General features: G+C 36.4%; 20 protein-coding genes. 4 read left to right on the top strand and 16 right to left on the bottom strand.

Annotated features, from left to right (window positions below; translation table 11 throughout):
* The first annotated feature begins 170 nt into the window (after nt 1-170).
* The 3 genes from ACYIAM_RS11910 to ACYIAM_RS11900 are packed head-to-tail and all read left to right on the top strand — an operon-like array spanning nt 171 to nt 2948.
* Nucleotides 171-1148 carry an ABC transporter substrate-binding protein gene (locus tag ACYIAM_RS11910; protein ID WP_483748416.1) on the top strand — a complete coding sequence of 326 codons (978 nt, stop codon included), beginning with the start codon at nt 171-173 and terminating at the stop codon, nt 1146-1148.
* A 58-nt stretch (nt 1149-1206) separates the two neighbouring features.
* A complete protein-coding gene (locus ACYIAM_RS11905; RefSeq protein WP_483748415.1) occupies nt 1207-2151 on the top strand; it encodes an ABC transporter permease in 945 nt (314 codons plus the stop codon).
* A gap of 2 nt (nt 2152-2153) precedes the next feature.
* Nucleotides 2154-2948: an ABC transporter ATP-binding protein gene (locus ACYIAM_RS11900; RefSeq protein WP_483748414.1), complete on the top strand. Its 795-nt coding sequence runs from the start codon at nt 2154-2156 to the stop codon at nt 2946-2948.
* Between the two features lie 251 nt (nt 2949-3199).
* On the opposite strand, the gene ACYIAM_RS11895 is transcribed toward ACYIAM_RS11900, so the two are convergent.
* From ACYIAM_RS11895 to orn, 6 genes are all read right to left on the bottom strand, one after another.
* A complete protein-coding gene (locus ACYIAM_RS11895; protein ID WP_483748413.1) occupies nt 3200-3748 on the bottom strand; it encodes an NADAR family protein in 549 nt (182 codons plus the stop codon).
* 550 nt (nt 3749-4298) lie between these two features.
* On the bottom strand, nt 4299-5720 hold the full coding sequence (locus ACYIAM_RS11890; protein WP_483748412.1) for a cation:dicarboxylate symporter family transporter: 1422 nt from the start codon (nt 5718-5720) through the stop codon (nt 4299-4301).
* A gap of 93 nt (nt 5721-5813) precedes the next feature.
* Complete coding sequence (locus tag ACYIAM_RS11885) at nt 5814-7145, bottom strand: CoA-disulfide reductase (protein WP_483748411.1); 1332 nt, start codon at nt 7143-7145, stop codon at nt 5814-5816.
* Between the two features lie 194 nt (nt 7146-7339).
* Nucleotides 7340-8335, bottom strand: a complete 996-nt coding sequence (gene hemH / locus ACYIAM_RS11880; protein ID WP_483748410.1) for a ferrochelatase — start codon at nt 8333-8335, stop codon at nt 7340-7342.
* Between the two features lie 9 nt (nt 8336-8344).
* Nucleotides 8345-9616: a lipid IV(A) 3-deoxy-D-manno-octulosonic acid transferase gene (gene waaA, locus ACYIAM_RS11875; RefSeq protein WP_483748409.1), complete on the bottom strand. Its 1272-nt coding sequence runs from the start codon at nt 9614-9616 to the stop codon at nt 8345-8347.
* Nucleotides 9617-9621: 5 nt separating this feature from the next.
* On the bottom strand, nt 9622-10185 hold the full coding sequence (orn, locus tag ACYIAM_RS11870) for an oligoribonuclease (RefSeq protein WP_483748408.1): 564 nt from the start codon (nt 10183-10185) through the stop codon (nt 9622-9624).
* 79 nt (nt 10186-10264) lie between these two features.
* On the opposite strand from orn, the gene rsgA reads away from it, so the two are divergent.
* Nucleotides 10265-11293, top strand: coding sequence for a small ribosomal subunit biogenesis GTPase RsgA (gene rsgA / locus ACYIAM_RS11865; RefSeq protein WP_483748407.1), 1029 nt, complete (start codon nt 10265-10267; stop codon nt 11291-11293).
* Nucleotides 11294-11381: 88 nt separating this feature from the next.
* On the opposite strand, the gene ACYIAM_RS11860 is transcribed toward rsgA, so the two are convergent.
* The 10 genes from ACYIAM_RS11860 to ACYIAM_RS11815 all read right to left on the bottom strand — a co-directional run.
* On the bottom strand, nt 11382-11681 hold the full coding sequence (locus ACYIAM_RS11860; RefSeq protein ID WP_483748406.1) for a hypothetical protein: 300 nt from the start codon (nt 11679-11681) through the stop codon (nt 11382-11384).
* 19 nt (nt 11682-11700) lie between these two features.
* Complete coding sequence (locus tag ACYIAM_RS11855) at nt 11701-12648, bottom strand: putative type VI secretion system effector (protein WP_483748405.1); 948 nt, start codon at nt 12646-12648, stop codon at nt 11701-11703.
* 19 nt (nt 12649-12667) lie between these two features.
* Complete coding sequence (locus ACYIAM_RS11850; RefSeq protein WP_483748404.1) at nt 12668-13621, bottom strand: putative type VI secretion system effector; 954 nt, start codon at nt 13619-13621, stop codon at nt 12668-12670.
* A 24-nt stretch (nt 13622-13645) separates the two neighbouring features.
* The gene (locus ACYIAM_RS11845) at nt 13646-14596 is read right to left on the bottom strand and encodes a putative type VI secretion system effector (RefSeq protein ID WP_483748403.1); all 951 of its coding nucleotides are present in this window, start codon (nt 14594-14596) and stop codon (nt 13646-13648) included.
* A 24-nt stretch (nt 14597-14620) separates the two neighbouring features.
* Nucleotides 14621-14995, bottom strand: a complete 375-nt coding sequence (locus ACYIAM_RS11840; protein WP_483748402.1) for a hypothetical protein — start codon at nt 14993-14995, stop codon at nt 14621-14623.
* The gene (locus tag ACYIAM_RS11835; protein WP_483748401.1) at nt 14992-15567 is read right to left on the bottom strand and encodes a hypothetical protein; all 576 of its coding nucleotides are present in this window, start codon (nt 15565-15567) and stop codon (nt 14992-14994) included. Before ACYIAM_RS11835 ends, ACYIAM_RS11840 begins: the two co-directional genes overlap by 4 nt.
* Before the next feature lie 19 nt (nt 15568-15586).
* Nucleotides 15587-16537, bottom strand: a complete 951-nt coding sequence (locus ACYIAM_RS11830; protein WP_483748400.1) for a putative type VI secretion system effector — start codon at nt 16535-16537, stop codon at nt 15587-15589.
* Between the two features lie 19 nt (nt 16538-16556).
* A complete protein-coding gene (locus tag ACYIAM_RS11825; protein ID WP_483748399.1) occupies nt 16557-19913 on the bottom strand; it encodes a T6SS effector BTH_I2691 family protein in 3357 nt (1118 codons plus the stop codon).
* Nucleotides 19900-20853 carry a DUF4123 domain-containing protein gene (locus ACYIAM_RS11820; protein ID WP_483748398.1) on the bottom strand — a complete coding sequence of 318 codons (954 nt, stop codon included), beginning with the start codon at nt 20851-20853 and terminating at the stop codon, nt 19900-19902. Before ACYIAM_RS11820 ends, ACYIAM_RS11825 begins: the two co-directional genes overlap by 14 nt.
* A 3-nt stretch (nt 20854-20856) precedes the next feature.
* The coding region (locus ACYIAM_RS11815) for a DUF2345 domain-containing protein (protein ID WP_483748397.1) at nt 20857-21227 on the bottom strand (371 nt) is incomplete at its 5' end.

Raw genomic sequence — 21227 nt, 5'->3', positions numbered from 1 at the left:
ACTAGATTAGTATCACTTAACATAGTATGCCGATATGACAGCAAATTACTGATAAGTGTAATAAAATATTTACAGTTATAACAGTTTTTACGCTAGAAAATTATCTATTTTTGCTTTATAGTAGCTCAACATTTAGCTTGGTTGTAAAAAAAATATTACAGGAGTGCCTTATGCGTAATTCTATTATTAAACTTTTTATGCTACTTAGTTTATCGTTTGCAGCATTCTACTCTTCAGCTGATCCTAAAACTGAACAAAAATTTGTTGCTATTACAGCAATCGTTGAACACCCAGCATTAGATAATGTACGCAAAGGTGTTGAAGATGAGTTAAAGGATAATGGTTACATTGCGGGAGAAAATTTAAAATTACAATTTTCAAGCGCACAAGGCAGTAGTGCCAATGCGGCCCAAATTGCGAAACAATTTGTAGCAAGTAAACCAGATGTTATCGTCGGAATAGCCACACCAAGTTCACAAGCATTAGTTGCGACAACAAAACGCATTCCGATAGTTTTCACTGCCGTTACCGATCCAGTGGTAGCCAAATTAACACCAAGTTGGGATGCATCAAAAACAAATGTGACAGGTGTATCTGATGCCTTATCACTTGATGCTCAAATTGACCTGATGCTAAAAATTAAACCTGATGCTAAAAATATTGGTTATGTTTATAGTCCAAGCGAAACTAATTCAACCCTCATACTAAAACAATTGCAGGTTGAACTAGAAAAACGAGGTATGAAAATTATTGCCGCTCCAGCCCAGCGCACTTCTGATATATCAACAGCAGCGAGAAGTTTAAAAGGTAAGGTAGATATGATTTATACTACTACTGATAATAACGTAGTTTCTGCTTATGAAGCTTTAGCTAAAGTGGCTAATGAAAGTAAAATCCCCCTTATTGCTTCTAATCCTGAATCGGCAGAACGTGGCGCAATTGCCGCTTTAGGTATGAGTTATTATGATCTTGGTCGCCAAGCTGGTAAAATTGTTATCCGCATACTTAATGGCGAAAATCCAGGCGATATTGCACCACAAGTAGGCAATATCACTCAATTAACAATAAATAAAAAAGCGGCTGAACGGCAAGGTGTTATATTATCTGAAAATGTATTAAAATCAGCGACTAAAATTGTCGAAAAATAAATTTACTATTTTCTAACTCAATCGCCAACTTTGGCGATTAACTTTAATGGATTTTTTCATGTCTTTTGAATTTTTATTAGGCTCAATTGGAATTGGACTTATTTATGCACTAGTAAGTTTAGGTGTATTTATCTCCTTCCGTTTACTTGATTTTCCCGATCTTACCGCAGATGCGAGCTTCCCTCTTGGTGGCGCAGTATGTGGATTGTGCATTTATGTAGGCATCGATCCTTGGATCGCAACATTATTTGGTATGCTTGCTGGCTGTCTTGCTGGTGCCATGACAGGAATACTGTATGTGAAGCTCAATATTCTTCAATTATTATCAAGTATTATTGTTATGATAGGGCTCTATTCTATTAATTTAAGGATATTAGGTATAGGGCCTTATGTGATGGATGAAACAACTCGACTAGCTGGTTCACCTAATCTTTCTTTACTTGATGCCAAAACAATATTTTCACCATTTATTGCTGAAGACTACAGTAATCAATATTTTGTACAACCCCTTATGATATTAGGATTTGTGCTTGTATTTTGGATGTTACTAAATCTATTTTTAAGTACCCAAAAAGGACTAGCCTTAAGAGCAACAGGGACTAATCCTCGAATGGCAAAATCTCAAGGCATACCGACAGATAGCATAACCATTTTGGGTATGGCCATCTCAAATGGTTTAATTGCGCTAGGTGGATCCCTTTTTGTGCAAACGCAAGGTAGTGCTGATATTACCATTGGTGTTGGTACAATTGTAATTGGTCTTGCCTCGATTATTATTGGTGAAAGCCTATTCCCAGCTAAACGTATTTGGGCTGTGATGCTAGCCGTTATTTTCGGCTCTATTTTATATCGTTTATTCATTGCTTTTGCACTTAGTAATGAGTTTTTACAAGAAATCGGTGTCGGAACAGAAGATCTCAATCTAATCACAGCAATACTTGTTGTGCTAGCTCTAGTTGTGCCTAAGCAATTAAAAAAACACGCCAAGATAAGAGGGAAGTAAGCATGATTAAAGTAGAACAATTGCAATTAACCTTTAATCGGGGCACTCCTATTGAAAATCATGTCTTACGAGGGTTAAATCTCAATATTAGTCAGGGCGAATTTGTCACTATTATAGGCAGTAATGGAGCGGGGAAAAGTTCGTTGCTTAATGTGATTAGTGGTGATTTACTTGTTGACTCAGGTCATATTGTCATTAATGGTCAAAATGTAACTCGCTGGCCAGCATGGAAAAGAGCCGGTATGGTGGCTCGCGTATTCCAAGACCCTATGGTTGGAACTTGTGAAAACTTAACTATCGAAGAAAATCTTGCCATCGCCTATAATCGTGGACATCGTTTTAGGTTATCTCCAGCTCTTAATCACGAAATCAGATCAATATTTAAAGAAAAACTAGCTACTTTAAATTTAGGTCTTGAAAATCGGTTATCAGATATGATGGGATTACTTTCTGGTGGTCAAAGGCAAGCTATTAGTTTGTTAATGTCAACTTTACAGCCATCTAAAATATTATTGCTTGATGAACATACAGCAGCACTTGATCCCAAAACTGCACAGTTTGTTTTAGAACTCACCAATGAAATTGTTTCAAAAAATCAATTAACGGCCATGATGGTGACTCATTCAATGAAACAAGCATTAGAGTATGGCACTAGAACAGTGATGCTTCATCAAGGGCAAGTAGTGCTTGATGTATCTGGAGAACAACGAGCTAAATTAACTGTAACTGATTTATTAGATATGTTTGAAAAAACGCGCGGTGAAAAAGTTACTGATGATGCGTTACTTTTAGGTTAACGAAAAATCAAAAAGCAATATTTCTATCAAAAATATTGCTTTTTTATACTTATTGCTACAAATTTTATTCTGGTCACATCGTGTTATGCATCGAGCCATTATATTTACTTATCATTACAAATTGCAATAAAACAACCGATATTTGAGTATAAAACGTTTCATAATATCAAAGAAATAATATTAAATTATCAATCATTGAGTCTCAAAATCAATAAATCCAAAAATTCTAATTAGCTATTTTTAATAACCAATTAATATGATTTCAATTGTTGGCGAACCGCCATCAAGGCAAAGCCTAATAAATTTTTACCTTGCCATGTCAAAGGGTTATCTATATTAGGGGCATCTTGCGCTAAACCGATTCCCCAAATTTTATCGACGGGACTGGCTTCAACTAAAACTCTTTGTTGAGTTGATGATAAAAAATCAGCTAATTGTCGATTCTGAGAAAATTTAGCGAAGTTACCCTCTATAACAATAGATAAACATTGTTCATCCCATGTTTTATCAACAAATCCTCTGACTTGGCGCCCCAATGACTTAGCAAGGCCTGGGCTGTTAGCTTTAAGAATTTCTTGTAATATCTTTTTATCATCAAATAATCTTGCTTTCGCTGCCATCATATAATGTTCTGCTGTAGCATAATAAATATCATCAACAATAAATCCGCTAGGGTACCATTGGCTAAAGCAAGCTTTGGTAATTATAGAGGAAGGCTCTCTTTGGTTATGCCCCCAAAAATATACATATTTAAACCTTTCTCCTGCTTTATAACGTTGGCATAACTCATCAATATCCACAATCTCTCCTTATGTATAATAAACGATGTATTATCATTGTTATATTTATTAAAAAGTAATAAAAAACGCCCTCAATTGCATAAGAAAGGCTATATAAATAATATTATCATAATGAGTATAAATTTTTGTTTATAAAAATGGCAAGATTAGTTATTTGCTTCAAGCTGCGATGTTTTTCTCTTTTTCTATTGAATATGTTCGCTCAAGAGTTATTGCTATAGCTCGACATCAATCGCCCTTTGTCAGTATTAAACTAATCAATAAGATAAAAATGTAGGTATACGATTAAATGGTTTATTAAAGGTTCTTAATGAACTCATTTCGTTGCGTAAGGATAGGAATTATTCGTGTTATTTATTGTAATTTTTCAACTAATATTTTATCGCATCCAAAGGTTGATATTGCGATTAATCTAGCATCACAATATGCCGATAAATGAGTGAGGTTAATGAGGTAAACAGAGATGCAAGGCTATGCTTTGTTATAAACAAATCATAGCCGATGCGTTAAAACAGAGTGAATATTCCCTTTTTTGAAATAGTTATTGCCGTCAAACTTCTGACGGCTCATTTTCAAGGGTGATATTAGGATCGTTATACACAGCCATATCCATAAGGCCAATTTCACGATCAGTTGCCACAGCCGCTGTCATGGCGCCAGATACATTGGCTAAAGTTCTTGCCATATCAATAATTGGATCCACGGCTAAAACCATCCCAATTAATGGGAAGTATTCAGCCATCCCCATACCAGATAAAACAACGGTTGCAGCAACGGTTGCTGTACCGGGAATGCCAGCGATGCCGATTGAACCAATAACCACCACAATGACAAGCATAATATAAAATTGGATATTCGTTTCAATGCCAACCATATGGGCTACCATTACGGCAAGTAAAGCAGGAAAAAAACCAGCACAACCGTTCATTCCCATAGTGCTGCCAAGTGAGCCGACTAAATTTGCCGTGCCGGTATTCACTCCCATTCGAACGGTTAACGTTGAGATAGTCATAGGTAGTGAGCCAACTGATGAGCGACTAGTAAAGGCTAATAACCATGTTCCTAATGCTTTTTTAATAAACATGATTGGTGAAATACCATGAATCGAGACAATGGCGATATGCACAATTAGCATAATCAATGTGGCAATATAGATAGCGGCAACAAAGCTTGAAACCTGAATAATAGCCGGTATTCCATTAGAAATAATAGTGCGAGCTAGTAACGCAATGACTGCGTAAGGCATATATTTAATGATTGTCATCGCAATGGACATTACGATTTTGTAAAGTGCTTCGATAAATGTTTTAAAAAGTGCAATAGGTTGTGGATTCTTCTTTTCCATTCTATTGGCGGCCAGCCCCATTAAAGCCGAGAAAATGACTAATCCAACAATGTTTTCATTTACCATTGATGCAATAATATTACTTGGAATTAGATTCACAAAGGTATCAATAATATTAGTGTATTGTTTTGCTTGGGCTTGATGTACAGGGCTTGAGCTTATTTCACCTAAAGCAAATAGATTCGCTAGCAAAATACCGATGATACAGGCAATGGCTGTTGTAAACAGTAACCAAAAAATCCCTCTAAATGCAATTTGAGGTAGATTTTTTTTGCCCGAAAAGTCGATAATCACTTTAACAATCGATACAAAAATAAGTGGTATCACTAGCATTCGGATAAAGGCAATAAATGCTCGACCAAATAGCCCATACCATGTTGCGGTTTCCTGCATCCAAATGGTTGATGTATCAGGAAAGCCCGCTACAGCTTGAATGCCTAAGCCAAGCACAGAACCAAGGATTAAGCCAACTAACATACGAATTGAAAAATTGACTTTTTTATCTTGTAACGGTTTCATCACCGCAAAAAAACAGATGAGAAGTAGCCCAATACCAATGAGGGTTTGATAATGAGTTATTGATAGGAACTTTTCAAAAAAAGTTCCTTGAAAAATGGCATCTGACATAATTAGCCTCTCTTTTGATAATTCAATTATCTGGTTAACAATCTATATTTAATCACATGACTTGCTGTTTAACTATAAATACATTAATGCTGCTTATTTGGCTATAGAGCCGGCAATATTTAAAATATCCCAAGGTCTAGAAAAGGGTGGCGCATACAGAAAATCCATCATGGCCAATTCATCAATTTTCACATTCGCCCATATAGCCGTTGCTAACGTGTTCACTCTTAATACCGCTCCCTGCCCACCGGCTATTTGTCCACCTAAAATCACGCGCGTATCGGCATGATAAATAAGTTTTGCTGTTACACTTGTTTGTCCAGCAACATAATTACTGTGATTTTTATCTTTAACCATGACAGTTTTATAGGGGATTGCGGCTTTTTTGGCTTCGTTTTCGGTTAAACCAGTGCGTCCGGCTTCGATATCAAAAACTTTTAACGCTGAAGTGCCAATTGTGCCGGGATATTCGCAATGTCCGCCACCTAAATTTTCGCCTACAATTTTGCCAAGCTTGTTTGCTCCTGTGGCGAGTGGGATATATACCATTGAATGGCTAACTTTATGGTAAAGTGCAGCGCAATCGCCAGCGGCATAAATATCCGCAATATTAGTTTGCCCTAAGCTGTTAGTGATTATGGCGCCATTTTTAAGTGTGTTGATGCCAAAATCTTTATAGATATCACTATTTGGTTTTACTCCTGTTGCAATAATAACCATATCAGCGGGATATCGTCCTTTATCGGTAATTACATGCGTGACATTGTGTGAGCCTTCAAAGCCAAGTACTCGCTCTTGCAAGTGTAGGTCGCAATGTTGTTTAATATTTTCTTCAATTAGCTCGGTAATTTGTTCATCAAACGCATCGACAAGGATTCTGTCATCCAATTGAATCAATTTAACCTTTTTTTGTAAGGCGACCAGCGATTCAGCGATTTCAAGCCCAATATAGCCAGCACCGACGACAATAACATTTTGGGTGTTTTGGTCTGATAATACATGTTTGATTGCTAATCCATCGTGCAGATCGCGTAATGTAAAAATGTTTTTTAGCTGACCATTTTTAAAAGCAGGCATAATAGGACTTGCGCCAACCGCCAGTAATAATTTATCGTAGTTGTCATCAAAGCAATGCCCAGTATTGTGATCTTTAATGGTTAATTTTTTTTGATTAACATCAATCGCCATTACTTCATGTAACGTTTTAATTTCAATACCATCTTTTTGAAATTGTTCTGGTGTTCGAGATATCATTTCATTGGCATCAGTAAAGTGGTTACCAATGAAATAGGGTAAACCACAAGCGCCAAACGAGACAATATTCGATTTTTCATAAATACGGATGGTTGCCTCTGGGTTCATTCTTTTGGCTTTTGCGGCAGCACTTGCACCTGCGGCTTGAGCGCCAATGATGATGATTTTCACTTAATTTTCTCCTCAGTGCTCAGATATTTAATTATTAATAATATCCTATCATACGTCATAAATTATTGGGGAGATAGATAGCTATTTAGCATTAATATTTGTTAATTTAAAATTTGAATCATTTGAATATTAACAATTACCAACTTTGTATCATCTTTTTAAGTCAAATGCTTTTGTCAAAAAGTTTCAGGAAACTATGTGTTTGAGTATAAGTTTTTAAATATAATTGGTTGAGTATGATTGATTAACGCTATGATTAAATTAATCTGTAAGTCGCTCTCATTTAATGCGGGAATATAATAAAACGTTTTTCCGCCTGCATTAAAAAACAGTTCTCGATTTTCTTCATCAATTTCATAAAGGGTTTCAATACAGTCTACCGAGAAACCTGGGCAGATGACGTGCACGTTTTTAACGCCACTTTGTGCCAATGCTTGTAGTGTGTCGCTGGTACTTGGCGTAACCCATTTACCTTTACCAAATTTTGATTGATACGCCATTTGGATTGGTCGATTTATACCATTTGCTCGACATTTTTCGATTAATAACTGCGTGGTCATTTCACAACGTTTAATGTAATCCTCTTGTCGTTTGTGAATATAACGCTCTGGGATACCATGGTAAGAAAGCACGAGCACTTCAGGCTCTCCTTGATCTTGAAAAGCCTGTTTAATTTGTAAATAAAGTGCATTGATATAGCTTGGATGATCAGCATAATCACGAATATAACAGATATTATCAATGATTTGATCAGAGGCAATAATCTGTTTGAGTTTATCAAGTACTGCAAGAGTTGTGGTTGTGGAATACTGCGGAAAGAGTGGTATTACGGTAATTTTTGAACATGATCGAAGGTTATTTAATGCCGATTGAATATCCGGTTCACCATAAGTCATGGCTAATTCACATTGTATATTCGGTAAATGACGTTGTAATTTATCACATAATAATCGGCTATAATGCAATAAAGGTGATGCGCCATTTATCCAAATTTTTTGGTAATGGTGAATAATATAAGGTACTCGTTTGGGTATCACAAAGTACTTTAAAATGGGATACCAAAATAGCTTTGGCAAATCAACGACATGCCGATCGAGCAAAAACTCGGTTAAATACTGCTTCATTGCATCTGGCGTTGCCGCACTTGGCGTGCCTAAATTAACCAATAATAGACCTTGTTTTTTTTCCACAAGCAATCCTTATTTTGCGCAAAGATAATGGTTGATAATGTTAAGCAGTCGATCTAGTGCCCCTTGATTTTGTTTTAATACTTGATATGCCTGTTCGCCAATTTGCTGACTATTACTTTTATTTTCCAAAAGCGTATTAACTGCGGAATAAAGAGCTTCTGCTGAGCTAGCACAAATGATCATTCCGTTAGCTGAAATGAGCTGTTCACAAATAACTTTAAAATTGAAAAAGTGCTCGCCACTAATGATTGGGATGTGGTGAAGTGCTGGCTCTAATGGGTTATGCCCACCATGCTTCACTAAACTACCACCAACAAAGGCAATATCGGCAATGCCATAAAGTTCTATTAACTCTCCCATTGTATCGCCCAAAATGACTTGTGTTTGTTTAGTCGGAACTTGGTTGCTACTGCGGTTGATATAATTTAACCCGCGGTCATTAATTAATTTTTCGACGGTTTTAAAGCGTTCAGGGTGGCGGGGAACAACGATTAATAACAAATCAGGGCATGTTTTTAATAATCGTTCAAAGGCAGACAAGATGATTTCATCTTCGCCACTATGTGTACTTGCAGCAATAAAGACAGGGCGATTTAATTGCCATTGTTGTTTTAGCATTGCAATTTTTTGCTGCTGTTGAGCCGTTAAATCAATATCAAATTTAATACTGCCGGTTATGGCTAAATGATCACTCGGCAAACCCAGTGATACAAAACGCTCTCCGTCTTGCTTATTTTGTGCGGCAATGGCGCTGATTTTTGATAGTAAATGGCTAATCGCTCGTCCTAGTTTGCGATATCGGTTAGCTGATCGTTCTGATAATCTAGCGTTGGCAAGAACCAGCGGAATATTTCGTTTGTAACACTGACAAATAAAATTAGGCCAAAGCTCAGTTTCCATAATAATCACTAATTTTGGCTGAACTGTTTTTAAAAAACGATTTATTGCGCAAGGCAAATCATAAGGTAAATAAACATGATGAACACTATCACCGAGTAACGATTTCACTCGCTCTGAGCCTGTTGGCGTCATAGTGGTTACGGTGATAGGTAAATTAGGATATTGTTGTTGCAATGCTTTGATTAGTGGGATAGCGGCAATCGTTTCCCCCACTGATACGGCATGCAGCAAAATACCGTTAGATTCAACTTTATTTTGGCAAAAACCATAGCGTTCAAGCCAACGCTTACGGTAAGCAGGCGCTTTACAGCTGCGCCAAAGTAGCCTTAGCCAAACAAAGGGTTGAATCAAATATAATAAAACAGTATATAAAATTTGCATACTAATTATTTGGTTAGATCAAAAAAGTGCACGCGGTAATAAACCAGTTCGGCAATCGAATCACGAATATCATCAAGCGCTTGGTGCGAGCTCTGTTTGCTAATCCCTTTTAACATTTCAGGCTTCCAGCGTTTAGCTAATTCTTTAATTGTACTAACATCTAAATAACGATAATGAAAATAACGTTCTAAATTAGGCATATAGTTAAATAAAAAACGACGATCTTGCCCAATAGTATTACCACAAATTGGTGAGCTGTTTTCAGGTACCCATTGTTTTAAAAATTCGATGGTTTGTTGTTCGGCTTGTTGTTCGCTAATAGTACTTGTACGAACACGCTCAATAAGTCCCGATTTGCCGTGGGTATTTTGATTCCACTCATCCATTAATGCTAATTGCTCATCAGATTGATGAACGGCAATTACAGGTCCTTCAGCAAGGATATTTAAATTAGAATCGGTAACAATGGTTGCAATTTCAATAATGCGATCAGTGGTTGGATTAAGTCCTGTCATTTCAAGATCGATCCAAATAAGATTGCTACTGTTAATTTGTGGTTGTTTGCTCATAATTTGCGATAGACATTTTCTTTTTGATACTGAGTAGTGTAGCATAACTGACAATCTGTTTTAGTAAAAAATGAGTACTATGGCAAAAAATCAACTCTCCCAAAATCAAAAAAGGCGCGTAGCGGCAAAACACCAGCAACGATTAGCTATAAAACAAGATGAAAGTCTATCAAATTTTTCATCCCCTCGTGATGGTGTGGTGATAAGTCGTTTTGGTAAATCGGCTGATGTCGAAGATGATGCAGGCCTGATTTATCGTTGTAGTATTCGGCGCACGTTACCGTCGTTAGTCACTGGCGATAAAGTTTTGTGGCGCGAAAGTCTAGAGCCGAACACCAATGGCATCATTGAAGCGGTTCATCCTCGGCATTCTGAACTTGTTCGGCCTGATTTTTATGATGGTGTTAAACCCGTTGCCGCAAATGTTGATCAAATCGTGATTATTTCGGCTGTCTTGCCAGAACTATCACTAAATATTATCGATCGCTATTTAGTGGCTTGTGAAAGTACTGATATACAACCCATTATTGTTTTAAACAAAATTGATTTACTCAATGATCAGCAACGCGCTGATGTTGAAAAACAATTGGCGATTTATACTCATATTGGTTATCAATTATTATATGTTTCATGCCAAAATCAACAAGGTATTGCGGTATTGCAAGATGCCTTGCAAGGTAAGGTTTCTATTTTAGTTGGGCAATCCGGTGTGGGTAAATCAAGTATTATTAATTTACTGTTACCTCATCAATCACAATCAGCGATGACTGGAGGTATTTCAGAAATATCAGGTCTTGGTCAACATACAACCACATCCTCTCGGCTTTACCACTTACCAAATGGTGGCGATATTATTGACTCACCAGGGATCCGCGAATTTGGCTTATGGCATTTAGAGCCAGAACAGGTAATTAGGGGGTTTAAAGAATTTGACAATTATTTAGGTGGTTGCCACTTTCGTGATTGTAATCACCTTGATACGCCAGGTTGTTTGCTACAAAAAGCAATGCAAGACGGTCAAATTGCCCCATCAAGGCTTGATAACTATCATCGAATTTTACAGACAATGCAAGAAGTAAAGGCAAAAACCAATAAAAGCTATAAATAGTACAGTCTTAATGTAGATCATTCTCTATGATAAAAGTCAAAGAGGATTTAATAATGAAAAAATAGCTGAACACCAAATCGTATCTATATTAAAAGAAGTTGAATATAGACACCACTTGTAAAAGTGGTTTTCCGTAAATAAGGTGGCAAGAGTTGCCCCCCTTTCTAAGCTGGTTGTTGTGTTTTTGTTTTTGCTCGTCACTTAAATAAGCACCATCAGCAAGTGGTGCATAGCAAAATAGACCTTTAAATTCGGATAGGGTGCCGGTTAGTTTAACTAGGTTTTTAGGGGGCAAGGTCGGTTCGGTAATACTAATACCGGTTTTTTTTAATAGCTGCTCTTTATCTTTATAGATAGGATCTTTGCCATCATATTTTGCGTAAGGCATCATTGAATTCCTTATGAAATTATTCTCTTTTTTTATTTTTAACTCGTAAGGGAGACTTGCCTTTTTTGCATAATACCTCAGAGTCGTAATAAAAAAAGAACCAGCCAGCACCTGATTTAGGCGGTCTAATATATTGATCAGTCTTATTATTATATCTTTCTACATATTTCCCTTGGGCAATTAATTTAGCAATATATTGCTTACTTATTTTAACTAAATTGATATTGATGACATCTTGCCAACCCAACACGGTAAAAATGCGCTCAGCAAGTTTGACATGTGTGGTTGTTGAAGTTTTATTTACCATTAAATTAGTTATTCCGAACATTATCCCTAATGTACTAAAACCAATGGTCAGATTTTCCAATGAAAAATCGAGAAAAAAGTAGTTCATTAATAGCACGCAAATAACGTAAAAGATAAACATAGGCAAACGGTATAGTTTGAAGGCTTGGTTACGCCCCGCAAAACATAAAGGGATTAGCGAGATAATTTGTTCACTGGGTTTGAGCATGGCGTACACTTCGTAATGGTCAGTGTGCTTTTCGGCGACCACCTCGACCTGATCGCCATCATTAAATTTATAAAAACCGATCCAGCCTTTTAACGTGATGGTGTCATTTAATTTGGCCGTAATATACTGAGCATCTACCTCATTACTACGATCATTACCATTGGCATGGCCTAAGCCAGCCAGCGCAGCAATACTATTACCATTTAAGGTGGCAAGTAGTGCGCCCTTTCTAAGTTGATTGTTGTGTTTTTGTTTTTGCTCGTCACTTAAATAAGCACCATCAGCAAGTGGTGCGTAGCAAAATAGACCTTTAAATTCGGATAGGGTGCCGGTTAATTTAACCAAATTTTTGGGCGGTAGGATTGGATCGGTAATACTAATACCGGTTTTTTTTAATAGCTGTTCTTTGTCTTTATAAATAGGGTCGTTACCATCATATTTTGCGTAAGGCATAATAATATTCTCTAACGTATTATTTTCTTTTTTTTCTGTTTTTATTTTTAACACATAAGGACGACCTGCCTTTTTTGCATAACACTTCAGGATCGTAATAATAAAAAAACCAACCTTCGCCTAGTTTTGGCGGCCTAATATATTGATCGGTAATATCATATTTAGTTGAATATTTACCTTGTTCAATTAATCTAACTATATATTGTTTACTTATTTTGGTTAAATTGATATTGGCAACATCTTTCCAGCCCAGCACGGTAAAAATTCGCTCCGCCAGCGTAACATGGGTGGCAATTGAATTTTTATTTACCATTAAGCAAGCTGCCCCGAATATTACGCCTAATGAACCAAAACCAATAGTCAGATTTTCTAAACTAAAATCGAGAAAAAAGTAGTTCATTAATAGCACGCAAATAACATAAAAGATAAACATAGGCAAACGATATATTTTGAAGGCTTGGTTACGCCCCGCAAAACATAAAGGGATCAGCGAGATAATTTGTTCACTGGGTTTGAGCATGGCGTACACTTCGTAATGGTCAGCGTGCTTTTCGGCCACCACCTCGACTTGATCGCCATCATTAAATTTATAAGAGCCGAGCCAACCTTTTAACGTGATGCTGTCATTTAATTTGGCGCTAATATATTGTGCTTGCACATAATTACTACGGTCATTACCATTGGCATGCCCTAAGCCAGCCAGCGCAGCAATACTATTACCATTTAAGGTGGCAAGTAGTGCGCCCTTTCTAAGTTGGTTGTTGTGTTTTTGTTTTTGCTCGTCACTTAAATAAGCACCATCAGCAAGTGGTGCATAGCAAAACAGACCTTTAAATTCGGATAGGGTACCTGTTAATTTAACCAAATTTTTGGGCGGTAGGATTGGATCGGTAATACTAATACCGGTTTTTTTTAATAACTGCTCTTTGTCTTTATAGATAGGGTCGTTACCATCATATTTTGCGTAAGGCATAATAATATTCTCTAACGTATTATTTTATTTGTTTCTGTTTTTATTATTAACTCGTAAGGGTGTCTTGCCTTTTTTGCATAATACCTCTGGATCGTAATAATAAAAGTGCCATGCTTCCCCAGTTTTAGGTGGTCTTGTATAGAGATCTGTACTATTATTATATTTAGTTGAGTATTTTCCTTGCTTAATTAATTTAACAACATATTGCCTACTTATTATGGCTAAATTAATATTTTTGACATCTTGCCAGCCCAATAGTGTAAAAATACGCTCAGCCAGCGTAACATGTGTGGCAAGCGAATTTTTATAAACTATAAAAAAAGCTGCCCCCAAGATTACCCCTAATGTACCGAAACCAATGGTCAGATTTTCCAACGAAAAATCAAGAAAAAAGTAATTCATTAATAGTACACAAATAACATAAAAGAGAAACATAGGCAAACGATATAGTTTGAAGGCTTGGTTACGCCCCGCAAAACATAAAGGGATCAGCGAGATAATTTGTTCACTGGGTTTGAGCATGGCGTACACTTCGTAATGGTCAGCGTGCTTTTCGGCGACCACCTCGACCTGATCACCATCATTAAATTTATAAAAACCGATCCAGCCTTTTAAGGTCATGGTGTCATTTAATTTTGTGGTAATATATTGTGCAGGAAAATAAGTATTTTGATCATTGCCATTAGCATGCCCTAAGCCAGCCAGCGCAGCAATACTATTACCATTTAAAGTGGCAAGTAGTGCGCCCTTTCTAAGCTGGTTGTTATGTTTTTGTTTTTGCTCGTCACTTAGATAAGCTCGATTCCCTAGCTGAGCATAGCAAAATAGACCTTTAAATTCGGATAGGGTGCCGGTTAGTTTAACCAAATTTTTGGGCGGTAGGATTGGCTCGATAATACTAATACCGGTTTTTTTTAATAGCTGCTCTTTGTCGTTATAGATAGGGTCTTTGCCATCATATTTTGCGTAAGGCATAATAATATTCTCTAACGTATTATTTTATTTTTTTCTGTTTTTATTATTAACTCGTAAGGGGGTCTTGCCTTTTTTGCATAATACCTCTGGATCGTAGTAAAAAAATCCCCAACCTGCACCGGGTTCAGGCGGCTTAATAAATTGATCCGTGATGCTATATTTAGTTGAATATTTACCTTGTCCAATTAATTTAACTATATATCGTTTACTTATTTTGACTAAATTGATATTGGTGACATTTTGCCAATCCAATACTGTAAAAATGCGCTCGGCAAGGGTAATGTATGTCACGATTGAATTTTTATAAACCATAAAAAAAGCTGCCCCTAATATTACCCCTAATGTACTAAAACCAATGGTCAGATTTTCCAACGAAAAATCGAGAAAAAAGTAGTTCATAAGTAGAGTGCAAACAATATAAAATATAAAAAAGGTATATAAAAGTGCTTAAAGGCTTGTTTTCTTCCCCCTAGACAGGGTGGAATGAGCAAGATAATTTGTTCACTGGGTTTGAGCATGGCGTACACTTCGTAATGGTCAGCGTGCTTTTCGGCGACCACCTCGACCTGATCGCCATCGTTAAATTTATAAAAACCGATCCAACCTTTTAACGTGATGGTGTCATTTAATTTGGCGGTGATATATTGTGCGGAGAACAAATTACTACGGTCATTACCATTGGCATGGCCTAAGCCAGCCAGCGCAGCAATACTATTACCATTTAAAGTGGCAAGTAGTGCGCCTTTTCTAAGTTGATTGTTGTGTTTTTGCTTTTGCTCGTCACTTAAATAAGCGCCATCAGCAAGTGGCGCATAACAAAATAGACCTTTAAATTCGGATAGGATACCAGTTAATTTAACCAAATTTTTGGGCGGTAGGATTGGATCGGTAATACTAATGCCGGTTTTTTTTAATAGCTGCTCTTTGTCGTTATAGATAGGGTCGTTACCATCATATTTTGCATAAGGCATAATAATATTCTCTAACGTATTATTTTTTTCTGTTTTTATTATTAACTCGTAAGGGTGTTTTGCCTTTTTTGCATAATATCTCTGAATCGTAATAAAAAAAGAACCAGCCCTCACCTGATTTAGGCGGTCTAATATATTGATCAGTCTTATTATTATACTTTTCTACATATTTCCCTTGGGCAATTAATTTAGTAATATATTGCTTACTTATTTTAACTAAATTGATATTTTTGACATCTTGCCAGCCCAATAGTGTAAAAATGCGCTCAGCCAGCGTAACATGTGTGGCAAGCGAATTTTTGTAAACCATAAAAAAAGCTGCCCCCAAGATTACCCCTAATGAACTAAAACCAATGGTCAGATTTTCCAATGAAAAATCGAGAAAAAAGTAGTTCATTAATAGCACACAAATAACATAAAAGAGAAACATAGGCAAACGATAGTGTTTAAATGCTTGGTTACGTCCCGCAAAACATAAAGGGATCAGCGAGATAATTTGTTCACTGGGTTTGAGCATGGCATACACTTCGTAATGTCCGTCGTGCTTTTCGGCGACCACTTCGACTTGATCGCCATCATTAAATTTATAAAAACCGAGCCAACCTTTTAATGTGATGATGCCGTTTAATTTGGCAGTGATATATTGAGCATCTAAATCATTACTACGGTCATTACCATTGGCATGGCCTAAGCCGGCCAGCGCAGCAATGCTATTACCATTTAAAGTAGCAAGTAGTGCGCCCTTTCTAAGCTGGTTGTTGTGTTTTTGTTTTTGCTCGTCACTTAAATAAGCCCCATCCCCCAGCTGTGCATAGCAAAACAGACCTTTAAATTCGGATAGGGTGCCAGTTAGTTTAACTAGTTTTTTAGGGGGCAGGGTCGGTTCGGTAATGCTAATACCGGTTTTTTTTAATAGCTGCTCTTTATCTTTATAGATAGGGTCGTTACCATCATATTTTGCGTAAGGCATAATCGAATTCCTTATATAATTATTGAGGGATAGGCCAATTATAAATAATTTGCCAATCACTTGATGAGAATACTGGCATATTTTCTTTGATACGTTTTTGTTCTTGTTCGGCGTAATATTCGGCTAGCTCATCTTCATATTTTTTAAAGATCGCTTGCAGTGCTGCAATTTCTTCCTTAGACGAGTTAAAGCGATAGTCAAAGTCATAATCTGCTATATTTTGCCCTCTACCAAAACGGCAACGCCTTAACCATTTTTCGATATCATCGTCTTTAGTTAATTCAAAGTATAGTTGAAGTAAAAAGATCCCTAGACTAATCCATGGGTTTAATGCCAGTGCAATGATCGATATAAGAGCCCTCCCTCCTAACATAATCGTTGATTTAATAAAAATTTTTTTAAGGAAAATGGTAGCCAATGATTGAACTCCGCGCTCCATGATTTTAATTAAATTGGTTTTACCCATTTGTAAAAATAAATCGGTGGTGGATACAATTAAGGTAAATAGAGATACATAATATAATGTTTTTTGAGTCTGATCTTTCTCTGAAGTGTCCTCGTTCCAATTTAAACCAATATCAATTAACCCCGCTATCACCCCAAAAAAGTTGCCTAAAAAGTTCATATTGGACAGTAATTTGGCATTAATTTGTCCTTTGTTGGCATATACGGTAACTAGTCGAAAGCTTGCTGCCATGGATGCCGATACCGCCATAGTTAATTGGTAATCGGCTTGGTTTTGTTGGGCTTGGGTTTTTAATGAGTTATCGGTCACTATATAATAGATCTTCATGATATGCACCCCCAATATTGCCGCGGTAAAGCTTGCTCCCACCTTTTCATTGGTGATATGTTTCTTAATCAGATTGGTGGCTTTTTGTGAGGCGTTTGCCAACTTGCCACCGACATTTTTGATATCGGAATACAAGGCACTTGTTAAATTGTCGGCCCATTTATGGTATGACGTCATTCTCTTTTTTAGTGCGGTTTTAGATAGTCTTGTTGGTGACATTGCTACTAAAAAAGCTTCGGCAAATTCTGACGATAAATCACCGCCCATTTTTTGCATATATTTTAATAAAGCGATAAGTGCAGCACAGCTTCCCTCTTTAATTGGGCGCAAATAGGCGGCAGTGACTTGGTTATCTATCGAATCACCATCAATTAACGAGTTTCGTTCGCTTTCAAATAACGAAAAGAACTCTTTAACAAGATCTAATTCTTTATGTTCATCTTGTGGGTCAAAAAGTGAGTTGCTGATGTTGGCAATGCTATTAGCGATGCCTATCATGGCATTGCTTTCAGCTGATTCAGCTTGATAAAATTCTAATACTGTTTCTAATTTATCTAAGAATTTGCCATAAGATTGCGGTTTTAATTGGGTTGTTTTATTTAATGATAATAAAAAGTTGACACATTTTTTTTGTTTTTCTTTATCTAATTTGCGATTAGCAAACGCCGCTGACCACACAATATTATGACCCGCTAAGTTTTCGTCCTCAATTAACTGGGTGAATAACTGGGTAACTTTACTACTTTGGGCTTGCATGCCTAAAGTCATTAAAATATCGTTGGCAAACGCCAAATAATTATCATCATCTTGTGCAAAATCATCGGCCGATAATGAAATTGGATGCCTTTCTTTTTGCTTGCTGCAATCTACCCATAAAATTAAATCATTTAATAATCCTGCAATATAGTTTTCGGCCTCTTGCAAAAAAGCGGCATATTTTTCTTTATAGAGTTTATAACCGTCGTTTAAATGATTTTCATATTTGCGCCAACGCTTTTCGGCCGATTGTTCGGTTTTATTTTTTTCATGCCATACTGCTTTATACGCCGTAGCTTTAGCTTCAAATTCGATTCTCATTGCCGCTAATTTAGTATCTAAGCGTTTAATGTTTACCATCTCTGCTTGTTTATTTAATTTAAATGCCTGTTCAAAAACTTTTGCGTGCCTTTCTTCACCAATTTCTTCAATCAGGTAGTTTTCTTGTACAAATTGGACTAATATTGCGGCTCTATATTTTGTACTTTCTACTTTTTTTTCTATATCGGTTAAATTTGGATTAACGTATTGGGAAACAAAATTATAGTTTTTAGATTCACTCACAATATTAATAACACGTTGGCCTTGGGCTTTTTGTTCTTCGCTCCATGGTACGATTCGGGTTGTATCGGTTCCTAAAACACCACTATCATAAGGTTTTACTTTTTTATTAAAATATTTTGCATCAGCAAGGTATTTTCTATTGGTGTTTTTTATATGTTTTTTAAAATCTTCTTCACTGTTTGCAATGTCACTGTTTTTTATTGATTCTTCAAGCATTGCAATACCACTACAAGTGGCATTTTCACGCTGTCTTTCTGTCATTATTTTTCTAAACGAATTTAATGCACTGTTACCCCAATGACTTAATTCGGCAGCAATACCAATACTGTCGTTTAAGACTACCATCATCGGTGAGCAATCTGTGCTGTTACGTTCGGCTGATATCATTTTTTTATGTAGAAAGACTGAATACGGCTCTTTTGGCGTGATTTGGTCATAAACTGGTTTGGTTAGTAATTGCCAAGGTGCTAATGTACTTCGTTTTTTGAATAGCTGTTTATCATATGTAAATGGTTGGCTAAGTAAAGCACTTTGCGAAAGCGTACTTTTGTCTAATGGTTTATTATCATACAAATAAGGAAAGCAAAATAAGTAGTTAATGCTTTTAAATTTTGGTAAGGATGTTGTGATTCTTTCTTTAAAATCATCAAGGTTTTGGATATCCAAGGTTGAGGCGATAGCTTCTTGATTAGCGGTAGTTATACCAATGCCGTTGGTTTGCGAATTTAACCATCGTTTAGGTTTGATAAGTTGCATTCGCAAGTTACGTTTGTCTTCATCAATTAGGTATTTTTTTAAAGTCTTAGCACTCCATTTATGTTCACTAAAGGCAAGCCAAGCTTTTTCACATTTTTCGGGGTTTGACAGTGTAATAAAGGCGATATTGCTTGATAAATGGGCACTATTGCCGCAGGTCGTTTGTATATCATTGAAAGGTATAGAAAGGTTTTCTTCAATTATGGTATCGTCAAATCTTAATAGATCTTGCTCTTTGCTAATATCTTGTTGCCAAAATCCACCTTGTTCATCGACCTTATAAATGGAGATATCTAAATCTGTCATGTTGTCTTCATACTGACATAACACATAAAGATAGCCTGCTCGCATGGTTCTTAGCACATATTTGCTATCTCCTTTTAAAATAGGCAGCATATCGTTTTTTGCCCATGAGGGTAAATCTGCCTTGATATATTTAGGTGCAACAGCATAACGAACGGGATAAATTGGTAGACCTTTAGATTGGCATTTTTCACATAAACCCATTATTTATTTCCTTTGTATTAATGATACATTCATCCGCTACCATATCCCATTGTGCTGGGGTTATAGTTTGTAATTGTTTTATTAGTGATTGGTGTCGATGTTGATTTATTGCTCCAATAACAATTGGATGTTCAATAAATTCGGGATGTATAACTAAACTGCGATAAGCATACTCGGCTAGATCTCGTTTATCATGGTATCCTTTGAGGGTAGCATTTTGAAAAGATTGCATAATAATGCAATCAGCTTCACTTTCAGGTAAGCTATATTCAGGGTGAAAAAAATGATAACGAGCAAGCGTTTGATTACGGCTTTCGATCCAGTTTATTTGTTGCCATTGTTGCTTGATGATCCCCAAATTACCAATAAGATTTTTACGTTCATCTCTATGATTTTTTTCAATAATTAAATGGCCATCACTGTTAAGATATAACCATGAATGAATCGGATTAAGTAATATTTTTTTTTGCACAAAAATGAAAATATTTAATAGTGGTGGTAACACCGATGGGTCAAAATAACGCAATAATTGTTTACCGTCACTTGAGGGTTGAATGGCAACTTTTCCTAACTCTTGTGCTAATACTTCAGCATTAAATGAGGAATAAATCCAGCCATATACAGAACGTGGTTTTGCAAGTAACACTGTTTTAGGATCGAGGGCTGAATAAAATTCTTGAATACTTTGTTTTAAAATGGTTTGATCTTCTTCATTTTTTAAATCAAGTTCAATCAGTCCTGGTGTGTGTTTGATTTGATAGCTGATATATCGAAATAACGTTAATTTTTTTTCTGCAATCAAATCGGTTAAACTGGTCTTTTGGTCATGTGATTGATAGATAAGGTAAAAATTTGCATCATTTTTTAATGACAGCGCAATAATCTGTTGAAAAACAGTCTCAATATCTTGCTTTTGTATTGATTTTTTTATTTTATCCATAATTTATCCAAGTTTTACATTTGCTTTTTGTAGTTTATCCGCTTCTTGTATCGCCGATTCACAACCAGCAGGTAATAAAGCATCTACATCCATATTCGCCGGCCCCATCTTCTGCAGCACATTGCATTTAAGATAGATATTATCCTGTGTGCCAAGTTCGATGCCTTCACTGCTGATTTTGATATAAGAGCCACCGCAGATGAGCGTTATCTCTTTGGCTGCTGTTATCTGCGTTTTACCATCCACGCTATCCACTTTGATATCTTGCTTGGCGGCCATATTGAGGTTGGCATTTTGGGCTTGCAGGTCAATATCACCTTGGTTGGCAAACAGTTTCATGCCTGATTTTTGGGCAAATAAACCAATCGCTTCGC

It is taken from the genome of Gilliamella sp. X-60, from assembly GCF_057063585.1.
The sequence above is the reverse complement of the archived record's forward strand: the minus strand, read 5'-3'. Positions and strand labels throughout refer to the sequence as shown.

What these genes read in the sequence shown, in the direction of transcription:
- ACYIAM_RS11890 (WP_483748412.1), bottom strand. Translation starts at nt 5,720, where the DNA reads ATGTCAGATGCCATTTTTCAAGGAACTTTTTTTGAAAAGTTCCTATCA.
- ACYIAM_RS11820 (WP_483748398.1), bottom strand. Translation starts at nt 20,853, where the DNA reads ATGGATAAAATAAAAAAATCAATACAAAAGCAAGATATTGAGACTGTT.
- ACYIAM_RS11905 (WP_483748415.1), top strand. Translation starts at nt 1,207, where the DNA reads ATGTCTTTTGAATTTTTATTAGGCTCAATTGGAATTGGACTTATTTAT.
- ACYIAM_RS11830 (WP_483748400.1), bottom strand. Translation starts at nt 16,537, where the DNA reads ATGCCTTACGCAAAATATGATGGTAACGACCCTATCTATAAAGATAAA.
- ACYIAM_RS11825 (WP_483748399.1), bottom strand. Translation starts at nt 19,913, where the DNA reads ATGGGTTTATGTGAAAAATGCCAATCTAAAGGTCTACCAATTTATCCC.
- ACYIAM_RS11845 (WP_483748403.1), bottom strand. Translation starts at nt 14,596, where the DNA reads ATGCCTTACGCAAAATATGATGGCAAAGACCCTATCTATAACGACAAA.
- ACYIAM_RS11840 (WP_483748402.1), bottom strand. Translation starts at nt 14,995, where the DNA reads ATGAACTACTTTTTTCTCGATTTTTCGTTGGAAAATCTGACCATTGGT.
- ACYIAM_RS11850 (WP_483748404.1), bottom strand. Translation starts at nt 13,621, where the DNA reads ATGCCTTACGCAAAATATGATGGTAACGACCCTATCTATAAAGACAAA.
- ACYIAM_RS11910 (WP_483748416.1), top strand. Translation starts at nt 171, where the DNA reads ATGCGTAATTCTATTATTAAACTTTTTATGCTACTTAGTTTATCGTTT.
- ACYIAM_RS11855 (WP_483748405.1), bottom strand. Translation starts at nt 12,648, where the DNA reads ATGCCTTACGCAAAATATGATGGTAACGACCCTATTTATAAAGACAAA.
- ACYIAM_RS11860 (WP_483748406.1), bottom strand. Translation starts at nt 11,681, where the DNA reads ATGCCTTACGCAAAATATGATGGCAAAGATCCTATCTATAAAGATAAA.
- ACYIAM_RS11900 (WP_483748414.1), top strand. Translation starts at nt 2,154, where the DNA reads ATGATTAAAGTAGAACAATTGCAATTAACCTTTAATCGGGGCACTCCT.
- rsgA (WP_483748407.1), top strand. Translation starts at nt 10,265, where the DNA reads ATGGCAAAAAATCAACTCTCCCAAAATCAAAAAAGGCGCGTAGCGGCA.
- orn (WP_483748408.1), bottom strand. Translation starts at nt 10,185, where the DNA reads ATGAGCAAACAACCACAAATTAACAGTAGCAATCTTATTTGGATCGAT.
- ACYIAM_RS11835 (WP_483748401.1), bottom strand. Translation starts at nt 15,567, where the DNA reads ATGCCTTATGCAAAATATGATGGTAACGACCCTATCTATAACGACAAA.
- waaA (WP_483748409.1), bottom strand. Translation starts at nt 9,616, where the DNA reads ATGCAAATTTTATATACTGTTTTATTATATTTGATTCAACCCTTTGTT.